This window comes from Neobacillus sp. 19, from assembly GCF_049463095.1.
Classification (GTDB): Bacteria; Bacillota; Bacilli; order Bacillales; family Cytobacillaceae; genus Neobacillus.
Genome location: NZ_JBMPZU010000010.1, coordinates 106,875 through 129,925, shown reverse-complemented (window position 1 = coordinate 129,925; position 23,051 = coordinate 106,875). Strand labels below are relative to the sequence as shown.

At 44.1% G+C, this 23,051-nt stretch carries 21 protein-coding genes; 3 read left to right on the top strand and 18 right to left on the bottom strand.

What is annotated here, in order from left to right; genetic code table 11:
* Complete coding sequence (locus ACO1D1_RS02110; RefSeq protein WP_423334731.1) at positions 1-855, bottom strand: Cof-type HAD-IIB family hydrolase; 855 nt, start codon at positions 853-855, stop codon at positions 1-3.
* Between the two features lie 112 nt (positions 856-967).
* The gene (locus tag ACO1D1_RS02105; RefSeq protein ID WP_423334730.1) at positions 968-1,636 is read right to left on the bottom strand and encodes a DNA alkylation repair protein; all 669 of its coding nucleotides are present in this window, start codon (positions 1,634-1,636) and stop codon (positions 968-970) included.
* A 127-nt stretch (positions 1,637-1,763) separates the two neighbouring features.
* On the opposite strand from ACO1D1_RS02105, the gene ACO1D1_RS02100 reads away from it, so the two are divergent.
* Positions 1,764-1,910, top strand: a complete 147-nt coding sequence (locus ACO1D1_RS02100) for a hypothetical protein (RefSeq protein ID WP_423334729.1) — start codon at positions 1,764-1,766, stop codon at positions 1,908-1,910.
* A 292-nt stretch (positions 1,911-2,202) separates the two neighbouring features.
* Here the strand turns inward: ACO1D1_RS02100 and ACO1D1_RS02095 are convergent, their stop codons facing one another.
* Together ACO1D1_RS02095 and ybaK are read right to left on the bottom strand one after the other, a co-directional pair.
* Positions 2,203-3,303, bottom strand: coding sequence for a PRK06851 family protein (locus tag ACO1D1_RS02095; protein ID WP_423334728.1), 1,101 nt, complete (start codon positions 3,301-3,303; stop codon positions 2,203-2,205).
* 155 nt (positions 3,304-3,458) lie between these two features.
* Positions 3,459-3,935 (bottom strand): Cys-tRNA(Pro) deacylase, encoded by a 477-nt coding sequence (gene ybaK / locus ACO1D1_RS02090; RefSeq protein ID WP_423334727.1) that lies wholly within the window; start codon positions 3,933-3,935, stop codon positions 3,459-3,461.
* A 358-nt stretch (positions 3,936-4,293) separates the two neighbouring features.
* On the opposite strand from ybaK, the gene ACO1D1_RS02085 reads away from it, so the two are divergent.
* Positions 4,294-6,102, top strand: coding sequence for a TIGR04190 family B12-binding domain/radical SAM domain protein (locus ACO1D1_RS02085; RefSeq protein WP_423334726.1), 1,809 nt, complete (start codon positions 4,294-4,296; stop codon positions 6,100-6,102).
* A 138-nt stretch (positions 6,103-6,240) separates the two neighbouring features.
* Here ACO1D1_RS02085 and ACO1D1_RS02080 read toward each other — a convergent pair whose 3' ends face one another.
* The 13 genes from ACO1D1_RS02080 to ACO1D1_RS02020 form a co-directional block, all read right to left on the bottom strand.
* Entirely contained in the window at positions 6,241-6,726 is a 486-nt protein-coding gene (locus ACO1D1_RS02080) for a DinB family protein (protein ID WP_423334725.1), read from the bottom strand.
* Positions 6,727-6,893: 167 nt separating this feature from the next.
* Positions 6,894-7,601 (bottom strand): ABC transporter ATP-binding protein, encoded by a 708-nt coding sequence (locus tag ACO1D1_RS02075; RefSeq protein ID WP_423334724.1) that lies wholly within the window; start codon positions 7,599-7,601, stop codon positions 6,894-6,896.
* 1 nt (position 7,602) lies between these two features.
* Complete coding sequence (locus ACO1D1_RS02070) at positions 7,603-8,382, bottom strand: ABC transporter ATP-binding protein (protein WP_149872453.1); 780 nt, start codon at positions 8,380-8,382, stop codon at positions 7,603-7,605.
* Positions 8,379-9,332 (bottom strand): branched-chain amino acid ABC transporter permease, encoded by a 954-nt coding sequence (locus tag ACO1D1_RS02065; protein ID WP_423334723.1) that lies wholly within the window; start codon positions 9,330-9,332, stop codon positions 8,379-8,381. The genes ACO1D1_RS02070 and ACO1D1_RS02065 overlap by 4 nt, the downstream gene beginning before the upstream one ends.
* A 16-nt stretch (positions 9,333-9,348) precedes the next feature.
* Positions 9,349-10,230 (bottom strand): branched-chain amino acid ABC transporter permease, encoded by an 882-nt coding sequence (locus ACO1D1_RS02060; protein ID WP_423334722.1) that lies wholly within the window; start codon positions 10,228-10,230, stop codon positions 9,349-9,351.
* A gap of 212 nt (positions 10,231-10,442) precedes the next feature.
* Entirely contained in the window at positions 10,443-11,639 is a 1,197-nt protein-coding gene (locus ACO1D1_RS02055; RefSeq protein WP_423334721.1) for an ABC transporter substrate-binding protein, read from the bottom strand.
* A 317-nt stretch (positions 11,640-11,956) separates the two neighbouring features.
* Complete coding sequence (locus ACO1D1_RS02050) at positions 11,957-13,162, bottom strand: MFS transporter (protein WP_423334720.1); 1,206 nt, start codon at positions 13,160-13,162, stop codon at positions 11,957-11,959.
* 181 nt (positions 13,163-13,343) lie between these two features.
* Positions 13,344-14,600 carry a hypothetical protein gene (locus ACO1D1_RS02045; protein WP_423334719.1) on the bottom strand — a complete coding sequence of 419 codons (1,257 nt, stop codon included), beginning with the start codon at positions 14,598-14,600 and terminating at the stop codon, positions 13,344-13,346.
* 157 nt (positions 14,601-14,757) lie between these two features.
* Positions 14,758-16,608, bottom strand: coding sequence for an ABC transporter ATP-binding protein (locus ACO1D1_RS02040; protein ID WP_423334718.1), 1,851 nt, complete (start codon positions 16,606-16,608; stop codon positions 14,758-14,760).
* Complete coding sequence (locus ACO1D1_RS02035; RefSeq protein WP_423334717.1) at positions 16,609-18,339, bottom strand: ABC transporter ATP-binding protein; 1,731 nt, start codon at positions 18,337-18,339, stop codon at positions 16,609-16,611.
* 140 nt (positions 18,340-18,479) lie between these two features.
* A complete protein-coding gene (locus ACO1D1_RS02030) occupies positions 18,480-18,830 on the bottom strand; it encodes an ASCH domain-containing protein (protein ID WP_423334716.1) in 351 nt (116 codons plus the stop codon).
* Positions 18,831-18,906: 76 nt separating this feature from the next.
* Positions 18,907-20,622 carry a GMC family oxidoreductase gene (locus tag ACO1D1_RS02025; RefSeq protein WP_423334715.1) on the bottom strand — a complete coding sequence of 572 codons (1,716 nt, stop codon included), beginning with the start codon at positions 20,620-20,622 and terminating at the stop codon, positions 18,907-18,909.
* 29 nt (positions 20,623-20,651) lie between these two features.
* Positions 20,652-21,392: a gluconate 2-dehydrogenase subunit 3 family protein gene (locus ACO1D1_RS02020; RefSeq protein ID WP_149872462.1), complete on the bottom strand. Its 741-nt coding sequence runs from the start codon at positions 21,390-21,392 to the stop codon at positions 20,652-20,654.
* 126 nt (positions 21,393-21,518) lie between these two features.
* On the opposite strand from ACO1D1_RS02020, the gene ACO1D1_RS02015 reads away from it, so the two are divergent.
* Positions 21,519-22,220, top strand: a complete 702-nt coding sequence (locus tag ACO1D1_RS02015; protein WP_423334714.1) for a hypothetical protein — start codon at positions 21,519-21,521, stop codon at positions 22,218-22,220.
* Positions 22,221-22,246: 26 nt separating this feature from the next.
* On the opposite strand, the gene ACO1D1_RS02010 is transcribed toward ACO1D1_RS02015, so the two are convergent.
* The gene (locus tag ACO1D1_RS02010; protein ID WP_423334713.1) at positions 22,247-23,044 is read right to left on the bottom strand and encodes an ABC transporter permease subunit; all 798 of its coding nucleotides are present in this window, start codon (positions 23,042-23,044) and stop codon (positions 22,247-22,249) included.
* Between the last annotated feature and the right edge of the window lie 7 nt (positions 23,045-23,051).

The following is a 23,051-nucleotide window of genomic DNA, read 5'->3' as shown; positions in this document are numbered from 1 at the left end:
CTATAACACTTCTAAAATCGCCTTTGCCACACCATGTTCGTTATTTGTATCGGTAATGTCGTCACATAATGCCTTGATTTCAAAGCTGGCATTTCCCATAGCAATCGCTCTGCCGGCACGTTCAAACATGGACACATCATTAAAATTGTCACCGATTGCCATCGTCTCGGAAATATCAATTCCGCTAGCCTCAGCCAAGGATTCAAGGGCAATCCCTTTTTGCGCCTGCTTATTGGTAATTTCCAAATTTTCATCCCCTGATGCCGCAACAGCGAGATCCTCAAAGGCAGCGAGTGCAGTATTGGCAGCAGCCAATTTTTCCGCATCAAAGGAGAAGACCAGCATCTTATAGAGTTGAATATTTTCGTCAGCAAACAGAATTTCATAATTATCGATTACTTTCACCAAGCCGTCACGCAATCTAGCTCCAGCCGCATGGGTAATCTCATCACGGTCGGCCTCAGGATTGGCGCTCATCACAATATCGACAAGGACATTAACCGCCTTATCTGCATCGACCGTGCAGGCCCCTTGATCCGTATAAACCTCAAAGTACACATCCAGTTCGCCAAGCGTTGCGGCCACCTCACGCGCCAATTGTTTCGAGATCGGCGTGGCAGAAAGAATTTCTCCTTCCTTCGAACGAACCTCCGCACCGTTCACACAAATAACCGGGCACTTCAGACCTGCCTCTTCTAAAACATAGGTAGCCTCCTGATACGACCGGCCCGTTGCCACAACAAATTCGACACCTTTTGCCTGTGCTTTTAAAATGGCCGCTTTATTTTCCTCACTAATTTGTTGAACTGAATTTAATAATGTTCCATCCATGTCAGATGCAATCATTTTAATCATGCTGCTCACCTCTACGAAATTTGATAACTGTCTAGCTGCAGCGCCTAGGCGCTTTCGCTTTTATCGTTAGTGCCATTCTACCATGAACTGGCAAACATTATTAGCGTGAAGCTCAATCCACATACTTGCTGCCTTCGCGGACACTTAAAGGCGCAAGGGCCTGTCCCTCGATAAACTCCTTTACCGAGGCCGGATTCGTCTTTGAGTATTCACGCAGCGCCCAGCCAATTGCTTTTTGGATAAAAAATTCCTTACTTTCGGCGTTTTGCCGTATGTAGTGATAAAGCCTTTCCTCGTTCGTCCTCTGTTTATACTTTAATTGAAAAAGAATCGCTGCCCGTCTAAGCCACATATTGTCGGCAACGGCCCAGCCATCGATGGTTTCTCCGACTACCTCAGGAAACCTTTCGGCAATTTTCCCGACTGGCTTTGGGGAAATCCCATCAACGGTGTCCCACCATGATTTTGTCGTAATCAGCTCCTCCATGAAGGGCAAATCTTCCTTTCGCAGCTTGTTCATCATTTTTTCCAAATAAGTTAGGGCCGTGTATTGGAATTCTCTTTCATTTTTCTCCCAAAGCTCTTTAACTAGCTCCTTATTAAACGGCTCCTTTAAAATCCCCGTTTCTTTAAAAAACTGCTTTTCACATTCCTTTCGTAAAGGGGACTTGATTCCAAAGAATGGAAAATGGCCTTTCATATATTTCTGCATAGGTTCGGCATCTGCCTGATTGCGATTTTCCATAAACAGCTCTGTTAAAAAATCGATGGTGGATGTCATCGTCATTCATCCTCTCAACAAGTCTTACGTACTTAGTTCTACCTTTTTCCATTTTCTCCTTTAATTAGGCCGTATAAACAAAATCCCTGTTGCCACACTAACATTAGCGAAAAAGGAGGGAAACAAGATGACCAAGAAATTCAATAAAGGCAGCCGCAACCAAAATTCACCAAAGGCTGGGCATGCTGAAGCAGAATTTGCGACAGAATTTGTCAGCGGCGATAACAGCAAAGGGAACAAGAATAACCACACACAGAAAAAGAAGGAACAATAAGAAAAGCGTAAGCGCCCTGGTCAGCGGCGTATGGCCTCCTCGAAAAAGCTAACGCTTTTTCTTCGTGCGATGTATATGCTGCCGAAGCTTTCCTTGTGGAGCGCTCCAACTGAGATTAAGGAAACACGAAGAGCCGGAGGCGCATTCGATGTTGACTTATCGTAGGGTGGAGAGCGAAGGACACTAGCCGCTAGGGCGCTGGAGCTAGACATTTCTCAAAGTCGAAACTAATGAATTCTCATATTATAAAGAAAAGGTGCCGGTGATTTATTCCATACCGGCACCCCTTTTATTAACCCTTGGCATTCGCCAATTCTTTTATTTCCGCGGCAATCCTGCCCTGAATCTTTTCCACGACGGAAAAGTCCATCGCCGACACATAAATTTCCTCCAGCTCATCATGCAGCGCTTTTGCCTTGGCAAGGTAGCCTGTTGCTTCGGTCATTTTGCTTTTATATTTCGCGGCAATTTTACTAATAATCTCGGCAAAAATATCGTCCGTACCCGGCTCAATCAGAATCTCATACATATCAATAATTTCGTCCCCATCCCGGCTTGGGAAATATTCATGCGGGGCGGTACTATCGAAAATCGCAATTCCAAGCTCGCGTAAAATCAACATATCGAGGCTGTGCGGATCAAAGCCGCAATGGTAGATTTCGAGATCGACACCGCGCTGTTCAGCGGCGGCCGCCAGCTTCTTTAACATCGTTGATTTCCCAGAACCGGGGCGCCCTTTAATGAAGTAGCGCTTCGGAATCTCCTCCGTCAAATTGGGAACGAAATCGACCGCCCCCATCGGCGTTGCTGCCCCCAAGAAGCGATGGCGCACGTCCGAGGTCTTATTCAATTTCATTTTTCCAAAAAAGCTGTCAATTAATTTGTTCGTTAATTGATCGGCCTTTTTAAAATCCATACTATTAATATAAATTTTTTCCCAATCATCATGGACTTCCAACGCTTCCTTAAAGGTCGCATATGCCTTTTGGTATGACTCACTGATTTGATCGGTTAACTTTTGAATGACATTTTTTTGTACACTTAGGGCGCGGGCATTCCAGGCTTCACCCAGGTTAATATATTCTTCCACGGCACCGGGCGCCTTCGGTTCAATTACATGCGGGGCTGTACCGTCGACAATTCCTACCTTTAAACTTGGGATCAGCACACCATCAATGGAATTATTATCAGAAGCACAATGAAGAAATTCGACATTAAATCCGAGCTCGATCCACTCCTGGCCAATTTTCTTCATCAGTGATGATTTGCCTGTTCCGGGGCCGCCCTTTAGAATAAATATGCGGTCGAATCCTTGAAGATTGGATTCATACAGACTATGGAAGCCTCTTGCCGTATTTCCGCCGGCAAAATAATTTTTCACTTTCCCTGCCACTTTTCAACACTCCCTTTTAGCTAAACACTTTCTAATTTGATTACTGTCTAGCTCCAGCGCCCAGCGGCTAGTGTACTTCGCTAAACGGGCGCTTCCGCTTTTCTAATCTTATCTTATGCGTTTGCCATTTATGGGTGAGTGCCTAGGGGAATTTCCTATTTCACGATGTCGATAATATCTGCTTTCGTTAGTTCCTGTAAGCTCTTTGGTGCGAGCACAATTTGCACGCCAATTTTTCCGGCGCTGACAACAATGGAGTCAATCTGCCGGCAGCTTTCATCGATAAAGGTCTTATATTCCTTTTTCATGCCAATTGGTGAGCAGCCGCCACGGATGTAGCCTGTCCATTTTTGGATGTCCTTGACCGGAACCATCTCGAGATTTTTTTCTCCCGCCGCCTTGGCCGCCTTTTTTAGGTCCAGTTCTTCGGCAACAGGGATCACAAAGACATAGATTGCCTTGCTGTGCCCTTGAGCGACAAGTGTTTTATAGACCTCATTCACCTTTCGGCCGATCTTCGCGGCCACGGAAACCCCGTCGATTTTTCCGTCTTTATTGTCATAAGTCACCATCTCATAGCTGATCTTTTTTGCATCTAAAATACGCATTGCATTTGTTTTAGCTTGTGCCATTTTGACCATCCCTCTTTTTCAGGCGTTATTTTCAATAATTGTACCAAAATTTACCCCCTTTTTACGTGTTCATCCGATTTACTTTCCGGTTATCTTACTTTACTGTCCGCTTCTGGACATTTACTTTCCGGTTTTTCTGTTTTACTTTCCACTTATCTCGTTTTACTGTCCACTTTCACCTCTTTACTTTCCATCCAGCCCAAGTGCTGAAAGTTATACACAAATTCACCCAAAATTTGTCACTCGTTTGTCACTCTCTTAATCGATGATTATAGTAAACTTAAACTATCTTAAAATACTTTCCAACATTTTCATAACAATTGTGAAATATATCACAAATCTAATTTGAGGTGATTTTATGAAGTACGACCTGGTTCTGTTACATGCACCGAGTGTATATGACTTTCGAAAAAATTCCTTGCTTGCCGGTCCGATCAGCGATGTGGTCCCGTCATCGCCCGTATTTGAAATGTATCCAATCGGCTTGACGAGTATTGCTGATTATTTGGAGCGGTACGGGCTGCGGGTAAAGATTATCAATATTGCCAACCGGATGCTGATGAGTGAAACCTTCAATGTCGAGGCAAAACTGAAAAACATCAAAACGAAGGCCTTCGGGATTGACCTGCATTGGCTGCCACATGCCCATGGAAGTATTGAGCTTGCCAAAATAGTTAAACGTCTCCATCCGGCAACACCAATCATTTTCGGAGGCCTGTCCGCAACCTATTATCATAAAGAGCTAATTGAATATCCGTTTATTGATTTCGTCATGCGCGGCGACTCTACCGAAAAATTGATGCTCCTGTTGATGAACAAAATCGAGTCAGGCAATAGCCATTATGCCGATATTCCCAACCTCACGTGGAAAAAGGGCCATGAAGTGGGCTGCAATCCGATTACGTATGTGCCGAAGGATTTGGATGATATTGATGTTCCAGGGTATCGTTATACCATCCGCTCCGTGTTTAAATATCGAAACTTCCTTGACCCGCTGCCATACAACGGCTGGCTGCAATACCCCAACACGGCCCTCTTAACCGCACGCGGCTGTACGCAAAACTGCCTGATTTGCGGGGGGTCAAGAGATGCCTATGACCAAAACTGCAACCGCAATTCACTGGCCTTACGGTCACCGAAGAAGCTTGTTGAGGACATCCAATTTATTTCCCGCTTCAGCCGGGCACCAATTTTTATCCTCCATGATCTTAGACAGGGCGGACGCGAATATGTGAGTGAGTTTTTCAGCCGGCTAAAAAAATTGAATCTTAAAAATGAAATTGTGTTTGAACTTTTTCAATATGCCGATGAAGAATTTTTCAAACAGATGAATGACAGTGTGCCAAAATACAGTATTGAAATTACCCTCGAGACACATGACGAGCATATTAGACGCTATAACGGCAAGTTTAGCTGTACGAACGAAAAGGTCATCAATACACTTAATTTCGCGTTAAAAAATGGCTGTAAAAAGATTGACCTGTTCTTTATGGTCGGCATTCCGGGGCAAACGTATGAAAGTGCCATTGAAAATATTGATTTTTGCGAAACGATTCATCTTGCCTGTCATAAGGATCCAAGAATCTATTACTTCGTTGCACCGCTGGCACCATTCCTTGATCCGGCAAGCCCGGCTTTTGAACATCCGGAAATCCATGGCTATAAAAAATACTGCCACACCTTGGAGGACCACCGCAAGGCCATCACCCAGCCATCGTGGAAGCATATGCTCAGCTATGAAACGAAGGATATGACGCGCGATGATATTGTCAACTCCACCTACGAGGCAGCCGAAAAGCTCAATGACTTTAAACTAAAATACAATCTGATTGACCAGAAAGGTTATCAAGAAATCAAAGCGAAAATTAAGAAGTCGATGGACTATATCGAAAAGATCGACCATGTCCTGACACTTCCCGAGGCGGAACAAGCTATTGAACTGGCAAACATCCAAAAGGAAATAGAGGAATTAAATAAATATAGTATTTGCGGAAAGAACGAGCTAAAGTGGGAGGTTCAAAAGAATTATGCGAACTTCTTTTCACTCGCTTCAGTCGGAATCGAGCAGCTTTATGAGGATTACATAAATATCATTAGGAATCGTTTAAGCCCAAAAAGACGCCTGCAGTTTAAGCTTGATGCTGAGCGAAGCAAAGTGAAAATGTAGGAAAGGAAATTTGAGCAGCAAAAGCCTGTATAATCCATTGATGATACAGGCTTCATATTTATTGGAAATAGCTTTCGCACTTGAAACAGTGTTTACTATTTACTAATGAACATGTTCCAACTCCTACATTTTGATACATTATTTATTCGATTGAGAGACAAGACCACGTCCAATAAAGTTGGCAGACACAGGTTTTTTCCCTAATTCCCTTGCCCAGATTGATAATTGTCCTATATGGTGAATTTCATGGGCAATAACATGCCGCATCACCTCACCCCAAGTGTCAGTTACCATTTTTCCATCTGGCAGTGTATCGTAAAATAGTTGATTTTCCTTACTATCATCCCAGTTGTTTACAAAGCTCTCCACTTCCGTTCGAAATTCAGCGTCCAATTTTCGAACTTGATTTAAGCTTTTATACTCCTCAAAACTCTCCTCAAAGTCTGTTTTTCCTTGTAAAAGGCGTATCCAGCTCCATTCCACATCAACAATATGGAAGAGTGTATGCAGTATACCTCCTACTCCACCAGTTCTGGTTCGTAGAAGTTCCTCTTCGCTTAATCCTTCACACCACTGATACCATTCTTCTCTGACCATCCAGTTATATAGAAAAAATGTTTTCAATGAATGCCCTCCCGTGTTTAGAAAATAAGTTAAATGTTTTTGAGAATAAAACAAAACTGAGTTCAGTATAACTAATTCAACTAACCCTGATAATATTCCCTCTTCCACCTGCTATCGTTAGCTTCTAACAAGTTGAAAAGGTGTTGGGGCCATCCCCCAACACCTTTTTAATGCCCACCCAAATAAGCAGCTCTGATTTGATCGCTTTGACTCAATTCTTCCGCCGTACCTGCAGCGACGATTTTCCCTGTCTCAATGACATAGGCCCGGTCGGCAATCGATAGCGCCATATTGGCATTTTGCTCGACTAATAGAATCGTTGTTCCTGTTTTATTGATTTCCTCAATAATTTGGAAGATGGTCTTTACTAATAGCGGCGCCAAACCCATAGAAGGCTCATCTAACAGCAATAACCGCGGTCTGGCCATCAATGCCCGGCCCATGGCGAGCATCTGCTGCTCACCCCCTGAAAGCGTTCCTGACAACTGCTTACGGCGCTCGTAAAGGCGGGGGAATAGCCCATACACCCTTTCAAAGTCTTCACGGATGCCTTTTTTATCCTTCCGTAAATAGGCACCTAGCTCAAGGTTTTCCTCCACCGACATGTTGGCAAACACCCTGCGGCCTTCTGGTACCTGTGATATCCCTCTTTTCACAATCGCTTGCGCCACTTTGCCGGCAACATGCTCATTTTCAAAAAGAACGTCCCCATTTTTCGGCTTCAGCAAACCGGAGATTGTTTTTAACAAAGTACTTTTCCCGGCACCGTTTGCACCAATCAAGGTCACAATCTCCCCTTGATTGATCTCGAGGGAAACGCCCTTCAATGCATGAATATTTCCATAGAAGACATTGATATCATTTATTTTCAGCATATTAGGAAACCTCCTCGCCGAGGTACGCCTCGATGACTTTCGGGTTATTTCTGATTTGCTCCGGTGTCCCTTCGGCAATCAACTGGCCGTGGTCAAGGACATAGATTCGTTCACATACTCCCATGACGAGGAGCATGTCATGTTCAATTAAAAGAATCGTCAGGTCAAACTTTTCACGAATCAAGGAAATTAAATTCATCAATTCTTCCGTTTCCTGCGGATTCATCCCTGCAGCCGGTTCATCGAGCAGCAATAATTTAGGATTGGCTGCCAGTGCCCGGGCAATTTCGAGGCGGCGCTGCTGACCGTACGGCAGATTCTTTGCCTGTTCATGCATCACCCCATCAAGCTTGAAGATTTTCAAAAATTCAATCGCCTTTTCCTCCATTTCCTTCTCACCGGAAAAATGGGAGGGAAGGCGGAAAATCGAGCTAAGGATCGAATGCTTCGCCAGCGAATGGTAGGCGACCTTTACATTATCGAGCACCGATAAATCACTGAACAAGCGAATGTTTTGAAACGTTCGGCTAATCCCTTTTTGGTTAATTTTATAGGGAGCCTGGCCGTTTAATTTTTCACCATCTAAGGAAATACTGCCCTCGGTCGGGACGTAAACGCCGGTTAACAGATTAAAGAAGGTCGTTTTCCCTGCACCATTAGGCCCGATTAAACCGACGAGCTCACCCTGGTTTAATTCCACATTCACATCGGAAACTGCCTTCAAACCGCCAAAACGGATTCCGGCATTTTCTACCTTAAGCAACGGTGTTTTTGCCGTCATGCTGCACTCCTCCCTTTACCAGATTTGCCGATTTTCAAGAAAGAGGTGATTTCTTTCGTTCCCATCAATCCCTGCGGGCGGAACAGCATCATCACAACCAGCACAAGGCTGTAAATAACCATCCGAACCTCCGGATAATTGGAGAGGAAGGTTGAAATAATCGTTAACAGAATCGCCGCAATAACAGAGCCGGACATACTTCCCAAACCGCCAATAACCACCAGGATTAAAATATCAAATGATTTTAAGAATCCAAAGTTTGTCGGCTGTATGATATAAAAGTTATGGGCATGCAAGGCACCGGCAACACCGGCAAAGAAAGCACCAATCACAAAGGCCATTACTTTATAAAACGTCGTATTGATCCCCATTGCATCTGCAGCAATCTCATTTTCACGAATCGAAATACAGGCGCGTCCGTGTGTCGAGTTGGTGAAGTTGACAATCACGACAATCGTGATCACCACACAGGCAATCAGCCATGGCCAGGTTGTCAGGTGGGAAACGGTCATACCGCTCGCACCGCCTACATAATCAATATTTAAAAAGACAATCCTGACAATTTCTCCAAAGCCGAGCGTGGCAATAGCAAGATAATCACCCCGGAGCCTAAGTGTCGGAATCCCGATCAACAATCCGGTAATCGCTGCGGTTATACCGGCAGCAACGATCGCAACCGGGAAAGGCAGCCCCAATTTCATTGTCACAATCGCTGAGGCATACGCACCAACTGCAAGGAAGCCAGCATGTCCAATCGAAAACTGTCCGGTAATCCCAATGATTAAATGAAGTGAAGCGGCAAGGATAATATTGATGCCGATAGAAAACATGGCATTGACATAAAAGGAGTTTAATGTTCCACCGTTAATAAGGAATTGGGTGACTACGGAAAAGATAATGACTACCGCCATTGTGCCCCAAAACCCTTTTGCATTTTTTACACTATTCATCGCGTCATGCACCCCCCTAAACCTTTTCCCTGACATTTTTACCAAAAAGGCCAGCAGGGCGGAAAATTAGAATCAGAATCAGAACAATAAAGGCCACGGCATCTCGCCATAGGGAGCCGCCAGTCGCACTGACAAGGGCTTCAATCACACCCAATAATAATCCGCCGGCCATTGCCCCCGGGATAATCCCAATTCCGCCAAGGACAGCGGCAACGAAGGCCTTTAGTCCCGGTATAATTCCCATCAAGGGCTCAATTTTTGTATAATACATCCCAAAAACCACACCGGCTGCACCTGCAAGCGCTGAACCAATGGCAAAAGTAGCAGAGATGGTGTTATTCACGTTAATCCCCATCAATTTAGCGGCATCCATATCGTGGGATACGGCACGCATCGCCTTGCCAATCTTGGTTTTATGAACGATAAACTGCAGGACAATCATTAAGAAAATCGATACGCCCAAAATTAAAATGGACTGACCGCTAATTTTAACACCGAAAATCTCCAAACTTTTTAAAGGAACAATCCCGCTTGGATAAGCTTCCGGCTGGGCACCGCGGATATAGATCGTGCCGTACTCAATAAAAAGTGATACACCAATCGCCGTAATAAGTGCGGCAATTCTAGTGGCATTCCGTAATGGCTTGTAGGCAATCCGCTCAATTAAAACGCCAAAGATAGCACAGGCAGCCATGGAAATAAGTAATGCCGGGAAAAATCCTAAATCTAGTATAGTAATAGAATAAAAGCCAATAAATGCACCGACCATGAAGACATCTCCATGGGCAAAATTAATTAATTTAACAATTCCGTAAACCATCGTGTACCCAAGGGCGATCAACGCATAAATACTCCCAAGGGAAATCCCGTTAACCAGCTGCTGGATAAATTGTTCCATGTTAGACACTCCTTAGAAAGGGACTTCGATTATCTTTAAAAAAATAGAATAGGGAGACATCGCATCTCCCTATTCACTTTGAAATTATAAATTTGTCTAGCTCCAGCGCCTAGGGGCTCGGGGTCATAAGCCAATCAGTCAAGAAGGTTAAAGAGCAACCTTCTCGCCTGCTCGTCTAGACTCACGCCCCTGACCAAGGCGCTTCCGCTTTTCTATTCAGGACTTACCTTCGTTTTAAATGATTGCTCGCCGTCTTTGTACTCTAGAATAACAGCGGATTTGATTGGGTTGTGGTTCTTGTCAAGCTTCATTTTCCCCGTTACAAGCTCAAGTCCGTCTGTTTCAGCCAAGGCCTTTTGGATTTTCTTTGAATCGCTGCTGCCGGCACGCTTAATGGCATCAGCAATGAAATAAGCAGAGTCATAACCTAATGCGTTGAAGGCATCAGGAGATTTATCTTTGTATTTTGCTTTAAATGCTTTTACGAAATCTTGCACCTTTTGGTCATCGTCACCTGAGGAATAGTGGTTTGTAATGAACGTATTGTTTAAGGCATCCTTGCCGGCAAGTTCAATTAGTTTAGGAGAATCCCAGCCGTCTGCACCCATCATTGGAACCGTAATGCCTAATTCACGAGCCTGCTTTACTATTAAACCAACCTCTTCATAATAGCCAGGAACGAAGATGAAATCAGGGCTTTTCCCTTTAATGTTTGTTAATTGGGCATGGAAGTCCGTATCCTTCGCTACATATGCCTCTTCCTTAACAATTTTTCCGCCCTTCTTCTCAAACAATTCTTTGAAGGAAGCAGCTAGACCCTTAGAGTAGTCACTTGCACTGTCAATGAAGATCGCTGCTGTCTTTGCCTGTAGGTCTTTCGTCGCAAAGTTTGCTGCTACTGTCCCTTGGAATGGGTCGATGAAGCAAGTACGGAAGACGAAGTCACTTAATTTGCCGTCTTTAACTGTCACGTCTTCAGCCGTTCCTGTCGGTGTCAAAAGTGGAATGCTGTTACTTTGAGCAATTTCGATCTGTGCTTTTGTATTACCGCTTGTAGCTGCACCGATAATGGCGACAACCTTATCTTGGCTGATTAGCTTCGTTGCACCGTTAATCGCTTCCGGAGCCTCAGACTTATTATCAAATGGAACAAGCTGTAACTTCTTGCCGTCAATGCCTTCTTTGTTAATTTCCTCTAGCGCTAGATCAATCCCCTCTTTAATCGATTGACCATAGGATGCTACACCGCCGGAAAGCTCAAGGTTAGCACCAATCTTAATCGTACCGCCTTTGTCCGAGTCCCCTCCATTACTAGAAGAAGATGATGATGATGTTGAACCACATCCTGCCATCACACCTGCCGCTAACATAAACGACATGAAAATACCAGCTACTTTTTTCTTTCTCATGGCAATACCCCCTGTTTTTCTAAAAATTTTCCCAAAACTAATTGCGCTACTGTTTCAAAAAAAGATAATATTCTGAAAACATTGTACATAATATTTTCAAGTTCGTCTAGTCTAATTACGAGTTATTTTAAAATAATTTTGAAAATAACAAAAAATGCGGTTTTATCAGTCTTTTACGCTTTGAACTAGTAAAGAGAATAAGAATTTACTTTTACTTCAAAAGAGAATCTCCTTTTTAATTATTTTGTTTAAATAAAATTCTTCAGCCCGCCACAAGAAAAGAGACCCCCGATTCGAAGGTCTCCCACTTCCACTATTTACACTAATTCCTTATTTTTCGTTTCCTTTCCCAAAAAGAAGACAGCGAAGGCACCAATTAGGACAGAAATACAAAAGATGAGGAAAATGGCCGAAATGTCTACCTTTTGGGCAACAAGATTCCCAACTAATAATGGCCCTAAAATCCCGCCAACCCTGCCAATTGCGGCAGCCGTGCCTGTTCCTGTTCCGCGGATGATTGTCGGATATTGTTCCGGTGAATAGGCGTAAAGACCGCCCCAGGCGCCAAGATTAAAGAATGATAACAGAATTCCCGCAGTCATCAACATGGCAGTAGATTCTGCCACACCAAAGAAGTAGGCACTTACGGCCGTACCAATTAAGTAGACGACTAAAACAAACTTACGGCCCAATTTTTCAATAAACCATGCTGCAGTAAAATAGCCCGGCAACTGAGCAAGTGTCATAATCAACACATATTCAAAGCTTTTGATTAAGCTGAATCCTTTCATAATCATGACACTTGGCAGCCATAAGAACATACCGTAATAAGAAAAGACCACACAAAACCAGACAATCCACAGCATTGCCGTTGGGCGCCTGTATTCTTTAGACCACAATTTCTTCATACTTTCAATGGCGGAAATTTTTTTCTTATCCTTGACCGCTGTAAAACGCGGTGAGTCTGGCAATCCCATCCGTAAGTACAAGGCATAGAGCGCCGGAAGCGCGCTGATTACTAAGGCAATCTGCCAGCCAAATTTCGGGATGATAAAGTATGAAATAACAGCCGCCGTTAACCAGCCGACAGCCCAAAAGCTTTCAAGCAGGACAACAATCCTGCCGCGCTTTTCAGCAGAAACACTTTCTGATACGAGTGTGGAGGCAACAGGCAGCTCGCCGCCTAAGCCCGCTCCAATGAAAAATCGTAACACCAAAAAAGCTGCCAATGATGTCGTTAATGCCGATGCACCGCTGCCCAATGAAAATAATAGTAATGTAATAATAAAGACATGCTTCCTGCCAATTCTGTCTGCCATGAGGCCAAAAACCAGTGCCCCGACTGCCATGCCAATCGAATTGATACTGCCGATCCAGCCCATCTGTCCCGGCGTTAAATCCCATTCTACCTTTAAGGCAGCAATGATGAAGCTTAGCATTCCGACATCCATCGCATCAAACATCCAGCCCATTCCGGCAATACCAAGCAGCTTCCGCTCTGATAGCTCTTTTTTATTTCCCATTCTGACTCCCCCTATGCTGTAACAGTTATTTACATTATTCCCCACTATTTATTGTTTTAAGTAAAGGGATGAAAACTATTAAACATAAAGTATTCTATCAGGTGTCTTTACACTTGTCACTACACTTTTGAAAAAATAATAAAAAAAGAGAGAATACACGAGGCATTCTCTCATTCTATCATTATTGGATCCAAGCTCCATCTGCACCAATACGGTATGTGCCGATTTTTGTATTAGCTGCCATTTGACCGCTGTTGTATAGGTAGTACCACTTGCCGCCAACAAATACCCAGCCAGTCTTCATTGCACCGCTGTTATCAAGATAGTACCACTTGCCGCCAACAGATGCCCAGCCAGTTGCCATTTCACCATTTCCTTTTAAGAAGTACCATTGACCGCCAACTTTCGCCCAGCCAGTCTTCATCGCACCACTGTTATCAAGGAAATACCATTTTCCGCCAACAGATGCCCAGCCAGTTTTCATTGCACCATTGTTATCAAGGAAGTACCATTTTCCACCAACGGATACCCAGCCTGTTTTCGCTACATCTTTTTCAAGGAAATACCATTTTCCGACATTCAACTTCCAGCCTGTACCAGTTAGCATTGCACCGCTTGGATCAAGGACATACAATTTGCCGCCAGATTTTACTACACCTGTTGCCATTTCCCCTGATTCATTAAGGAAGTACCATTTTCCGCCAAGATATTGCCAGCCTGTTTGCATGGCACCTGAAGCGTTGAAGTAATACCATTTGCCGCCGATATACTGCCAGCCAATTTTCATGATATTATCCGCACCAAAGTAGTACCATTTACCGTCGATTAATCCCCAGCCAGTCAAATATTGACCTTCATCGCCAAGGAATTTCCAGTTTTTTCCTACCTTTACCCAATCCTGTGTTGTAACTTTTAAAGTAGCAGTAGACTCATTGCCATCTTTATCAGCTAAAAACCCAGTGAATAAGTAGCCTGTTTTATACTCTCTGTCTGAATAATCATCAGACGCTAAAGGTACAAAGAACGTCTTGACTAAATCAAGCGTAAACGGATAGTCCTCGCCCTCTGTCTCAAATAACCCGTTCATCCAATTGTTATATTTAGCAAAGTCAATTACTCCTTCACCATTGACAAATTGAAGATCCAATTCATCTGTGTAATCCTCATCACCTTGAGGAAGAACCGCAATCGTTTTAGCCGTAGGAGATTTCACAACGACCTTTTTGATGGTTTGCTGGCCAAATGCCTCGTCGCCAACTAAATTTACAGTAAAGCTGTTGTCGCCAACCTTCTTTGCGTCGATTGTTTTGCCGTTTTCTAAAACGACAGAGATTCCCGTTAACTGAACAGCTGCTGTTGCCGCGTGTGAAACGCCTGCCGGAAGCACTGTCATCAGTAAAAGGAATAAAAAGCTAGAAAGTGCAATAATTCTTTTCACGATAATCCTCCTAGAAAGTATGTAATGAACCTCTGACTAGATAAACTAGATTGCTAGCTTACAATTAAGAAGTAGTAATCTTATTTTACATAAAACTACCATTTTCCACAATCTTTTCATGCATTTTTCTACAAACTATTTTCATAGGAACTATTTCCTACTCATCAAGTGCCCGTTCGACATTTTTAAACTGATTAAAAAACATGTGATAATATCGGCCTTGTTTGTCCATCAGCACATCATGACTGCCTTTTTCGATTATTTCCCCGTGATCTATCACCATGATGGCATCGGCATCGCGGATCGTGTTTAAACGGTGGGCAATGATAAAGCTCGTTCGCTCTGCCATTAATGTGAGCAGCGCTTCTTGAATATGAAGCTCTGTTCTGGTATCAATACTGCTTGTGGCCTCGTCTAAAATCAGCAGGGCGGGTCTAGCCAAAATGACCCTGGCAATCGCCAGCAGCTGCCGCTGTCCCTGACTTAAATTACCGCCATTTTCAGAGAGGACGGTTTCATATTGGTTGGGCAGCCGTTTAATGAACCCATCAGCATTCGCCATCTTCGCTGCCTGTTCCACTTCTCTATCACTGGCCTCCGGATTGCCATATTTGATGTTCTCTTTGATTGTCCCTGAAAATAAATACGTATCCTGAAGGACAAAGCCAAAGCACTTCCTTAAGCTATCCCTTGTGTATTCACGAATATCGCGGCCATCGAGCAGGATTCTGCCTTCTGTCACATCGTAGAATCGTGTCAGCAGGTTAACAATGGTCGTTTTTCCCGCACCTGTTGGTCCTACAAGGGCGGTACTGCTGCCAATATCAGCCTCGAAGCTGACATTTTTTAAAATTAAGACATCCGGACGGTAGCCGAAGCTGACATTTTCAAAAACGACATGACCTTTCGGGTTTTCCAAAGCAATCGCTTCTGGCCGATCTTTGGGTTCTTCCTGTTCATCAATGATTTCGAAGACACGCTCCGCACCGGCAACGCCTGACTGGAGAATATTAAAAATGTTGGCAAGATCATTCAGCGGCCTGACAAATTGCCTTGAGTAAGTAATAAAGCTGGCAATCGCCCCAACGGTAATCAAGCTCTTAACGGCAAGGATGCCGCCAATGACCGCCACAATCGCGAACCCCAGATTATTAATCACGTTCATGATCGGCATCAGAAAGCCTGACCAAATTTGCGCCTTAAGGCCGACCTCACGAAGTTTACTGTTCACTGCATTGAACTCATCGATGACCATATCTTCATGGTTAAAAGCCTTCACAACCTCAATCCCCGAAATCGTTTCCTCGATATGACCATTTAGTTTGCCAAGCTCGACCTGTTGATTTTTAAAGAGGACGCTTGTTCTTTTGGCAATCGTCCGCGTCAATAGAGTAACGAGCGGTACGGTTATCAGGCTAGCCAGCGTCAACACAGGGCTTATGATCAACATCATGATTAATGACCCCGTTATGACCATTACCCCGGACATTAATTGCGTTGTCGACTGGGAAATCGTATTACTGACATTATCGATATCATTTGACAGCCGGCTCATCAGCTCCCCATGTGTGCGTGAGTCGAAAAAGGAAACCGGCAGCTTTTGCAGCTTGGTAAACAGGGCATCCCGCAGACGTTTGACAACCCGTCCAGCGACACCAGCCATCAGCCATCCTTGTAAAAAGGTAAGGACAGCATCTGCGGCATAGGCACAGATGAGAACGATGATGAAGATTTCCAGTAGGTGAAATTGAACCCCATTAGAATTAAGACTCATCGCATCCACGGCTTTCCCGATTAAAAACGGGGCGAGGAGCATGAGGCCCGCATCGATCACAATAAAGAAAAAGATTAACGCCAGCATTTTTCGCTCGTTGCCAAAATAGTGCCAAAGCCGCTTCAAGGTGCTTTTAAAGTTTTTCGGTTTGACAACCGGACCTCGCAGCCGATGGGCTCCGCCAGGCCTTAGCGGCGGTGGAGCGGGGGGATTGTTCGACGTTTCTTTCGACATTTACAAAACCTCCTTGCCCATCTGGGAGCGGTAAATTTCTTGATAGACCTTACAGTGTGCAAGTAATTCCTGATGAGTTCCCACTCCGGCGAGTTCCCCCTCATCAAGGACGACAATCTTATCGGCATCCATGATGGAGGTAATCCGCTGAGCAATCAAGAGGCACGTCAGCCCCTTAGCATATTTCTTCAATCCCGCTTTAATTTTTGCTTCGGTGGCAACATCAACCGCGCTTGTGCTATCATCTAAAATCAAAATTTCCGATTGTTTCACTAATGCTCTCGCAATCGAAATCCGCTGTTTCTGGCCGCCGGAAAAATTAACTCCGCCCTGGCCAATGGCCGTTTGATAGCCTTCCGGTGTGGACGCTATAAAGTCATGGGCACCGGCAATGGACGCCGCAGTGTGTACTTCTTCCTCGGTGGCCTCTTCTTTTCCCCAACGGATATTGTCAGCGACAGTGCCGGTAAATAAAATATTCCTTTGCGGCACCATTGCGATTCTTTCCCGCAGTTTTTTCGGTTGAACCTCTTTAATATCTTGACCGTCTACTTTAATCGTGCCGCTCACGGCATCATAGAAGCGGGGAATCAATCCGACTAATGTGCTTTTCCCTGAACCGGTTGAACCGATAATGCCGACGGTTTCCCCGGGGAGAATGGTAAGATTAATATTTTTTAAGATGGGCTCGCCGCTCATACCTTCATAAGAAAAAGAGACTTGTTCAAACTCAATTCTTCCCTTTTCAGTGTGAGGCGGCGGTGAGGTCTCATGATTCCAGCTAAGCGAATCCTCTTGTGAAAAAACTTCGTCAATTCTTCCAGCCGAAGCTTTTGCCCTGACAAACATATTAAAAACCATCGAGATCATCATCAGGGAAAAAAGGATTTGCGTCATATAGTTGATAAAGGCAATGATATGGCCCACTTGAATCGTACCGTTATCAACCCCTAAGCCGCCCATCCACAAGACAACGACAATGCCAAGATTCACCGTAAGCATAATTAACGGGCTAAAGGTGGCCATGAGGCGCCCTGCGGCGATCGATTGATCCTTAAAGTGATGATTTGCCTCGCTAAACTTGCCAATTTCCACATCAAAGCGATTGAATGCTTTGACGACACGGACACCTGACAGGTATTCACGCATAACCCCGTTTACCCGGTCTAATGCCTTCTGTACCTTGGAGAAGAGGGGAAATCCTAAGCGTAAATTAAGGACGATAAACAGGGCGACGATCGGTACAACAACCGCTAATACGATAGATAAGTGCAGGTTTAACCGCACCGCCATGACAAGACCGCCAATCGCAAGCAGCGGCGCTTTCACAAATATCCGCATCAGCCCGTTCACAAACACCTGCACCTGGGTGACATCGTTTGTCAGGCGGGTAATTAACGATGCGCGGTCAAACCGGTCAAGTTGTTTAAATGAAAGGGTTTGTACCTTTTTAAATAAATCTGCCCTAAGCTCTGTGCCGAAATTTTGTGAGACAATGCTGGCCATTACACTTCTGGTACTGGCGCTCAGTGCCCCGAAGGCCGTAATGGCCAGCATCAGGCCGCCCAGTTTTAAGACCGTATGAATATCGCGGCGCGCTACACCTTCATCAATAATTTTTGCCATAATCGTGGGCTGCATCAAATCACTAATCGCCTCAAAGGTAAGAAACAGGACGGCAATGCTAAAGGATTTCCAGTATTTCTTTATGTATTTTGCTAAAAACTTCATATCTAGCCCACCACCTCAAACTATCAGCCAATTCTTTTATAAATATTATAAAATTGTTTAACTCAATGAACAATTATTTCGGTTATTGAAATAAAAAAAATGGCCCATCACAAGTAATGGACCATTAACAATACTATTTATTAGTCTTGGACTGGGCGGAATTCGTGAACCCAGACACGCATTTGCGGTAGCCAAGGCATGCCCGGATGGATGCTCAGAATTGATTGCTTATAATCTTCCACCGTTTCGAAGCCCTCGCGGCGTGCATCCTCATCTGTCAGCTCACCCAAGCTTTGAGAATATACCTTTTCCACTACGAACTGGCGGCCTTCAAGTGTCATGATTTCGCCAGGGTCAGCATATCTTCCATTTCGGCGCGTAGCTGTTTTTTCTCCGGCAAGGACTTTCTTTACATCCTCTTCCATCGTTACTAATCTCTCTACCGAGCAAGTTTTTGGCGGCAATGCATTGTTTTCATTTTGTGTTGTCATTTGTTTCTCCTCCACTTCGGTTTATTTTTCCATATTAACACTTTTATAATGGTTAAATCCAATTTAAACGTAACGCTTACACAACTTGACCGCCTTTTTCATGGTATTTCAAAATCCCCTCGGCCGCACGGTAGGCTAAAGCTCCAACTGTATCTGTCGGATTATAGCCGGAGTTATGCGGAAATGCCGATGCTCCGATGACAAACAAGTTATCATGATCCCACATTTGCAAATAATTATTAACTGCAGATGTAGCTGGATCAGCACCCATGATAACGCCGCCGGTATTATGGGTCGATTGATAGCTTGTAATTTCATATGGTCCAAGCTCTTTTAGTGAATCGATGTGGTCTGCACCCATTTCCTTTAAGATGCCGGCACATTTATCTGCAAGAAACTTAGCCAGCTGGCGGTCTTGTTCTTCAAAGTCAAAGGTAATGCGCATTAGCGGGTCGCCATATGCATCTTTGTATGTTGGATCAAGGTCCAGGAAATGCCGTTTAAATGGCATGGAAGACCCTTGGGAAGCGACAGATAAATAGCGGTTGGCATATTTGATGGACTTCTCCTTGAAGTCCTTCCCCCAAGTTGGTGTTCCTCCAGGAACCGCGTTATTTTGAATTGGCCGCAGTCCTGTTTGGGTAAGCGAAATCATTCCGCCATGAATGAAATTAAGGTTGGTATGGTCAAAGTTATCGCCATTGTAGTCATCAATCACCATTCCAAGTGCCCCGGCACCAGCAAACGTATTAAATTCTTTATCATTGAAAAATCCTGTTGCGGCTCCTTTGATGACCTGATAGGCATAATTTTTCCCAATTACCCCTGTTCCCGTTTCAGGGTCGTACGGTTTCCCTACACCTGATGTCAACAGCAGGCGGGTATTATTGAATACATAGCTTGTTAATACAACAATATCTGCAGGCTGCTCAATCTCTTCACCAGTCGTGACATCGGTATACATCACACCGGTTACTTGGTTTCCAGTCTTTAAAACCCTTCGTACATTCGAATGAGTTCTAATTTCAAAATTACCTGTTTTATTGGCAACAGGAATAACCGTAACGACAGGGTCAGCCTTCGCTCCATACTCGCAGCCAAAGCGCTCGCAGTAACCGCAATATTGGCAGGCAGCCCGTTTGATTCCGTCCGGATTCGTATACGATTCTGACAAATTGGCAGACGGCAGCATATACGGATGGAGCTTCAGTTTTTTCGTTGCCTTTTCAAACATCTCCAGCGGAGGTGACTTTTTCATCGGCGGTGTTGGGTACTTACTCGAGCGTTTTCCACCAAGCGGATTCTCTTCCCCTGAAATCCCAGCTGTTTTTTCAAATTTATCAAAATAGGGCTCCAACTGATCATAGGTGATCCCCCAATCCTGCAGGGCCATGTCGGCTGGAATCTTATCTTTCCCATATTTCTCAACTGTTTTGCTATAGATTTCAAAATCGTACGGCAAAAAGCGGAATGTCTGCCCATTCCAGTGGACACCGGAGCCGCCTAATCCATCACCGAGCAGGAATGAGCCATATGACCGCATCGGCAAGGCACGGATTTTTTCATTTCCTCTAAACGTTATCGTATCCTTCGAAAGGTCCTGCATCATCTCGTAACGCAGGGCATAGCGCAGTTCATCATGGACCATAAAGTAATCTTCTGTCTTTCTTTCTTTTCCTCTCTCCAAGCCCACTACTTTTAGACCCTGTTTCGTCAGCTCTGAGGCAATAATTCCGCCAGCCCAGCCAACACCTACAATGACCACATCAACTTTAGGCAACTTTCTCGCCATACTTTCACCTTCTTATTAAAAATAGAAAATTAATGATTCATATGATTTTGCAGACTTTGCGGCTTAACCTTCTTAAATTTCTTATCAATAATATCCGCATAGGCCATTTGGCTGCCCGGATAGTTTTTCATCTTCCAGCCATCCATATTTTTATTTCCGCCGTAGAGCGGGTCACTGTATGCACCTTCTATCGTGACACTCCGCAACATTTGGAAAAACCCGCTTGGGGAAATCGTCGTGATGTTTACCTTATCCCCTTCAAAGTCTGTCAGAACAGCATCCTTTTCCTTCCCTTTTAGTTCAGTGAAATCCTTCTTATAGACGGCCTTACTATGGTTCTGAAGTTCACGGATGCCGATATCAAAAATATCCCGCCGAGTGAGCCTGCCTTGGAAGCCCTGTGTTTTTTCTCCTTGAAAAAAGGGCGGCTGCATATAATCACGGGCATTCGTCCCCCAGTTCCCAGCTAATTGATGGTCAATAAAAAAGGCGACACCCAATTCTTTTGCCCCTGGGCCATGATCGTCCTTTGGGAAAATTCGTTCTGATGCAGCTTCGACAACACGAAATTGTTCAGGTGTAAAATACATAAGGGCTTGATTAAAATTAGCAGCCTTCTCTTCTTTTTTCTTCTTTGCACTCCCTAAGGGGATAATGCTTCCCAACACCCCGCCGATTGCGAGGCCTCCCACTGTATAGCTGGTGTTACGAATAAATTTCCTTCGTGATAACTTCTCTTTTTCTGGATTTTCTTTGTTCTCTTCAACCACTGTGTGCACCTCCAGATGTTTTCAACCATAATTGAAAAATTACTTCGCCTTATTATGTTCCCAAAATAAACCACTCATACTTATAAAATAAAAAGGAGACACTTACAGAGAAAAGGAGGAAAAAATATGAAAATAAAATGGAAAATCTATGGTGCACCGCTAGTAACGGTATTACTTATTCTTTCTGCATGTTCAGCGCAGCAAGGGGAAAATAGGGTGGGGGCGGCAGAAAACTTACATGAAAAGTCGCTCAATACGAAGGGAAATGGCCAAGTACATGGTACAAAAACAAGCTCACCAGACGTCATTCCAAGTGTTGATCGTGCGAAGAAACAAACAACAAATGCAAAGAATCAAACCACAAATGGCGTGGGAACGAATGTCTACAGCATGATTGGCAGCTCAAGCCTCCATGATGGAGGAATTTCCTCCCATCTGGAATCACGACTTTCTGGAGAAGGGATTCCGGGGATCAAAGTATTTGTTCTGGATGACACCATTATCTTAGCAAGAGCGCAGCCGGAAACGACCTCCACCCGTTACGATGAGATGCAAAACAAAGTGTTATCCAATACAGCCGGACTCTCAGGCAAAGGGGAGCAAAAAGGGGTAGACCCTTCCAAATTGAATACGGATGATAATTTGGACCACGCAAAAGAATTGATGAACAAAGCTTTTAACGGCCAAGTTCAAATTTTAACGATCACAAACCCAAAGGCATTGCCGCTTATTGACGGAATTAAATCCAATATCAAATCAGATGCGCCAAACTATTCCTCGTTATCAAGCGATATTCTTACACTTATCAAAATGTCCAGGGAAAAATAATAGACCGAGCAGCTGCCCGGTCTTTTTTACACGTTTAAATCTCTTTTTTGATAAGAAGCGTACGTTACATAGGTCAGAGCTGCAATGAATACAACTGAAATACCCACAAAAACACCATCAAGACCGCCGCCATACATGACATTTTTTGCTTCAAAATATTTAAACGGGGTTACATACTTCAATCCTTCTATATTCTCATTTAAATCAATCGCAACAGAAAGCACGTACGTGAGCAAAAGGATCGCCGTTGCTTGTGAAGCCGCTTTTTTTGGTTTCCTTTTTACGGCAGCAAGGGCACTGCCGATAACCATAAACAATACCTGTAAAATGAACATTCCCGCCATCGTAATGGCGACATCGCTAGTTACCTCCTCGCCACCTGAGTATTTCCCCATTAAAATGACGGACAAGGCAAAGGTTACCAGATTAAAAATGACAATGTTTACAAACGCAGCCGCTAGTTTGGCGCTAATAATTTGATTCCGTGACACAGGCTTAACGAATAAAAACTCCGACGTTTTGTCCCGCTCTTCTTTCGCAATGATGGTGGCCCCAAGCATCGTTGCATGAATCGTGGCCATGAGCAGTAAATAAAGAAACAATAATCCAAAATAGCCGCTCGCCGTCGATACATCCAGATCATTAAAACCCAGTACTGCCGCTAATGACTTGGGCATATCTGCGAGCAGATCCTTCATCGATTGACCCGAAGACCTATATGCTTCATATTTCCCCATTCCCGATGCCACCATAAGAAAGACGCCAATGCACCAAAAGATAAGTGATTTACGGTGTGACTTCAATTCTTTTAAAAAAACGTTCATGTCTAAA

Excerpts from the sequence above, each read along its gene's own strand:
- ACO1D1_RS02110 (WP_423334731.1), bottom strand. The coding sequence starts at position 855 with ATGATTAAAATGATTGCATCTGACATGGATGGAACATTATTAAATTCA.
- ACO1D1_RS02105 (WP_423334730.1), bottom strand. The coding sequence starts at position 1,636 with ATGACATCCACCATCGATTTTTTAACAGAGCTGTTTATGGAAAATCGC.
- ACO1D1_RS02100 (WP_423334729.1), top strand. The coding sequence starts at position 1,764 with ATGACCAAGAAATTCAATAAAGGCAGCCGCAACCAAAATTCACCAAAG.
- ybaK (WP_423334727.1), bottom strand. The coding sequence starts at position 3,935 with ATGGCACAAGCTAAAACAAATGCAATGCGTATTTTAGATGCAAAAAAG.
- ACO1D1_RS02085 (WP_423334726.1), top strand. The coding sequence starts at position 4,294 with ATGAAGTACGACCTGGTTCTGTTACATGCACCGAGTGTATATGACTTT.
- ACO1D1_RS02075 (WP_423334724.1), bottom strand. The coding sequence starts at position 7,601 with ATGCTGAAAATAAATGATATCAATGTCTTCTATGGAAATATTCATGCA.
- ACO1D1_RS02070 (WP_149872453.1), bottom strand. The coding sequence starts at position 8,382 with ATGACGGCAAAAACACCGTTGCTTAAGGTAGAAAATGCCGGAATCCGT.
- ACO1D1_RS02065 (WP_423334723.1), bottom strand. The coding sequence starts at position 9,332 with ATGAATAGTGTAAAAAATGCAAAAGGGTTTTGGGGCACAATGGCGGTA.
- ACO1D1_RS02060 (WP_423334722.1), bottom strand. The coding sequence starts at position 10,230 with ATGGAACAATTTATCCAGCAGCTGGTTAACGGGATTTCCCTTGGGAGT.
- ACO1D1_RS02055 (WP_423334721.1), bottom strand. The coding sequence starts at position 11,639 with ATGAGAAAGAAAAAAGTAGCTGGTATTTTCATGTCGTTTATGTTAGCG.
- ACO1D1_RS02050 (WP_423334720.1), bottom strand. The coding sequence starts at position 13,162 with ATGGGAAATAAAAAAGAGCTATCAGAGCGGAAGCTGCTTGGTATTGCC.
- ACO1D1_RS02040 (WP_423334718.1), bottom strand. The coding sequence starts at position 16,608 with ATGTCGAAAGAAACGTCGAACAATCCCCCCGCTCCACCGCCGCTAAGG.
- ACO1D1_RS02035 (WP_423334717.1), bottom strand. The coding sequence starts at position 18,339 with ATGAAGTTTTTAGCAAAATACATAAAGAAATACTGGAAATCCTTTAGC.
- ACO1D1_RS02030 (WP_423334716.1), bottom strand. The coding sequence starts at position 18,830 with ATGACAACACAAAATGAAAACAATGCATTGCCGCCAAAAACTTGCTCG.
- ACO1D1_RS02025 (WP_423334715.1), bottom strand. The coding sequence starts at position 20,622 with ATGGCGAGAAAGTTGCCTAAAGTTGATGTGGTCATTGTAGGTGTTGGC.
- ACO1D1_RS02015 (WP_423334714.1), top strand. The coding sequence starts at position 21,519 with ATGAAAATAAAATGGAAAATCTATGGTGCACCGCTAGTAACGGTATTA.
- ACO1D1_RS02010 (WP_423334713.1), bottom strand. The coding sequence starts at position 23,044 with ATGAACGTTTTTTTAAAAGAATTGAAGTCACACCGTAAATCACTTATC.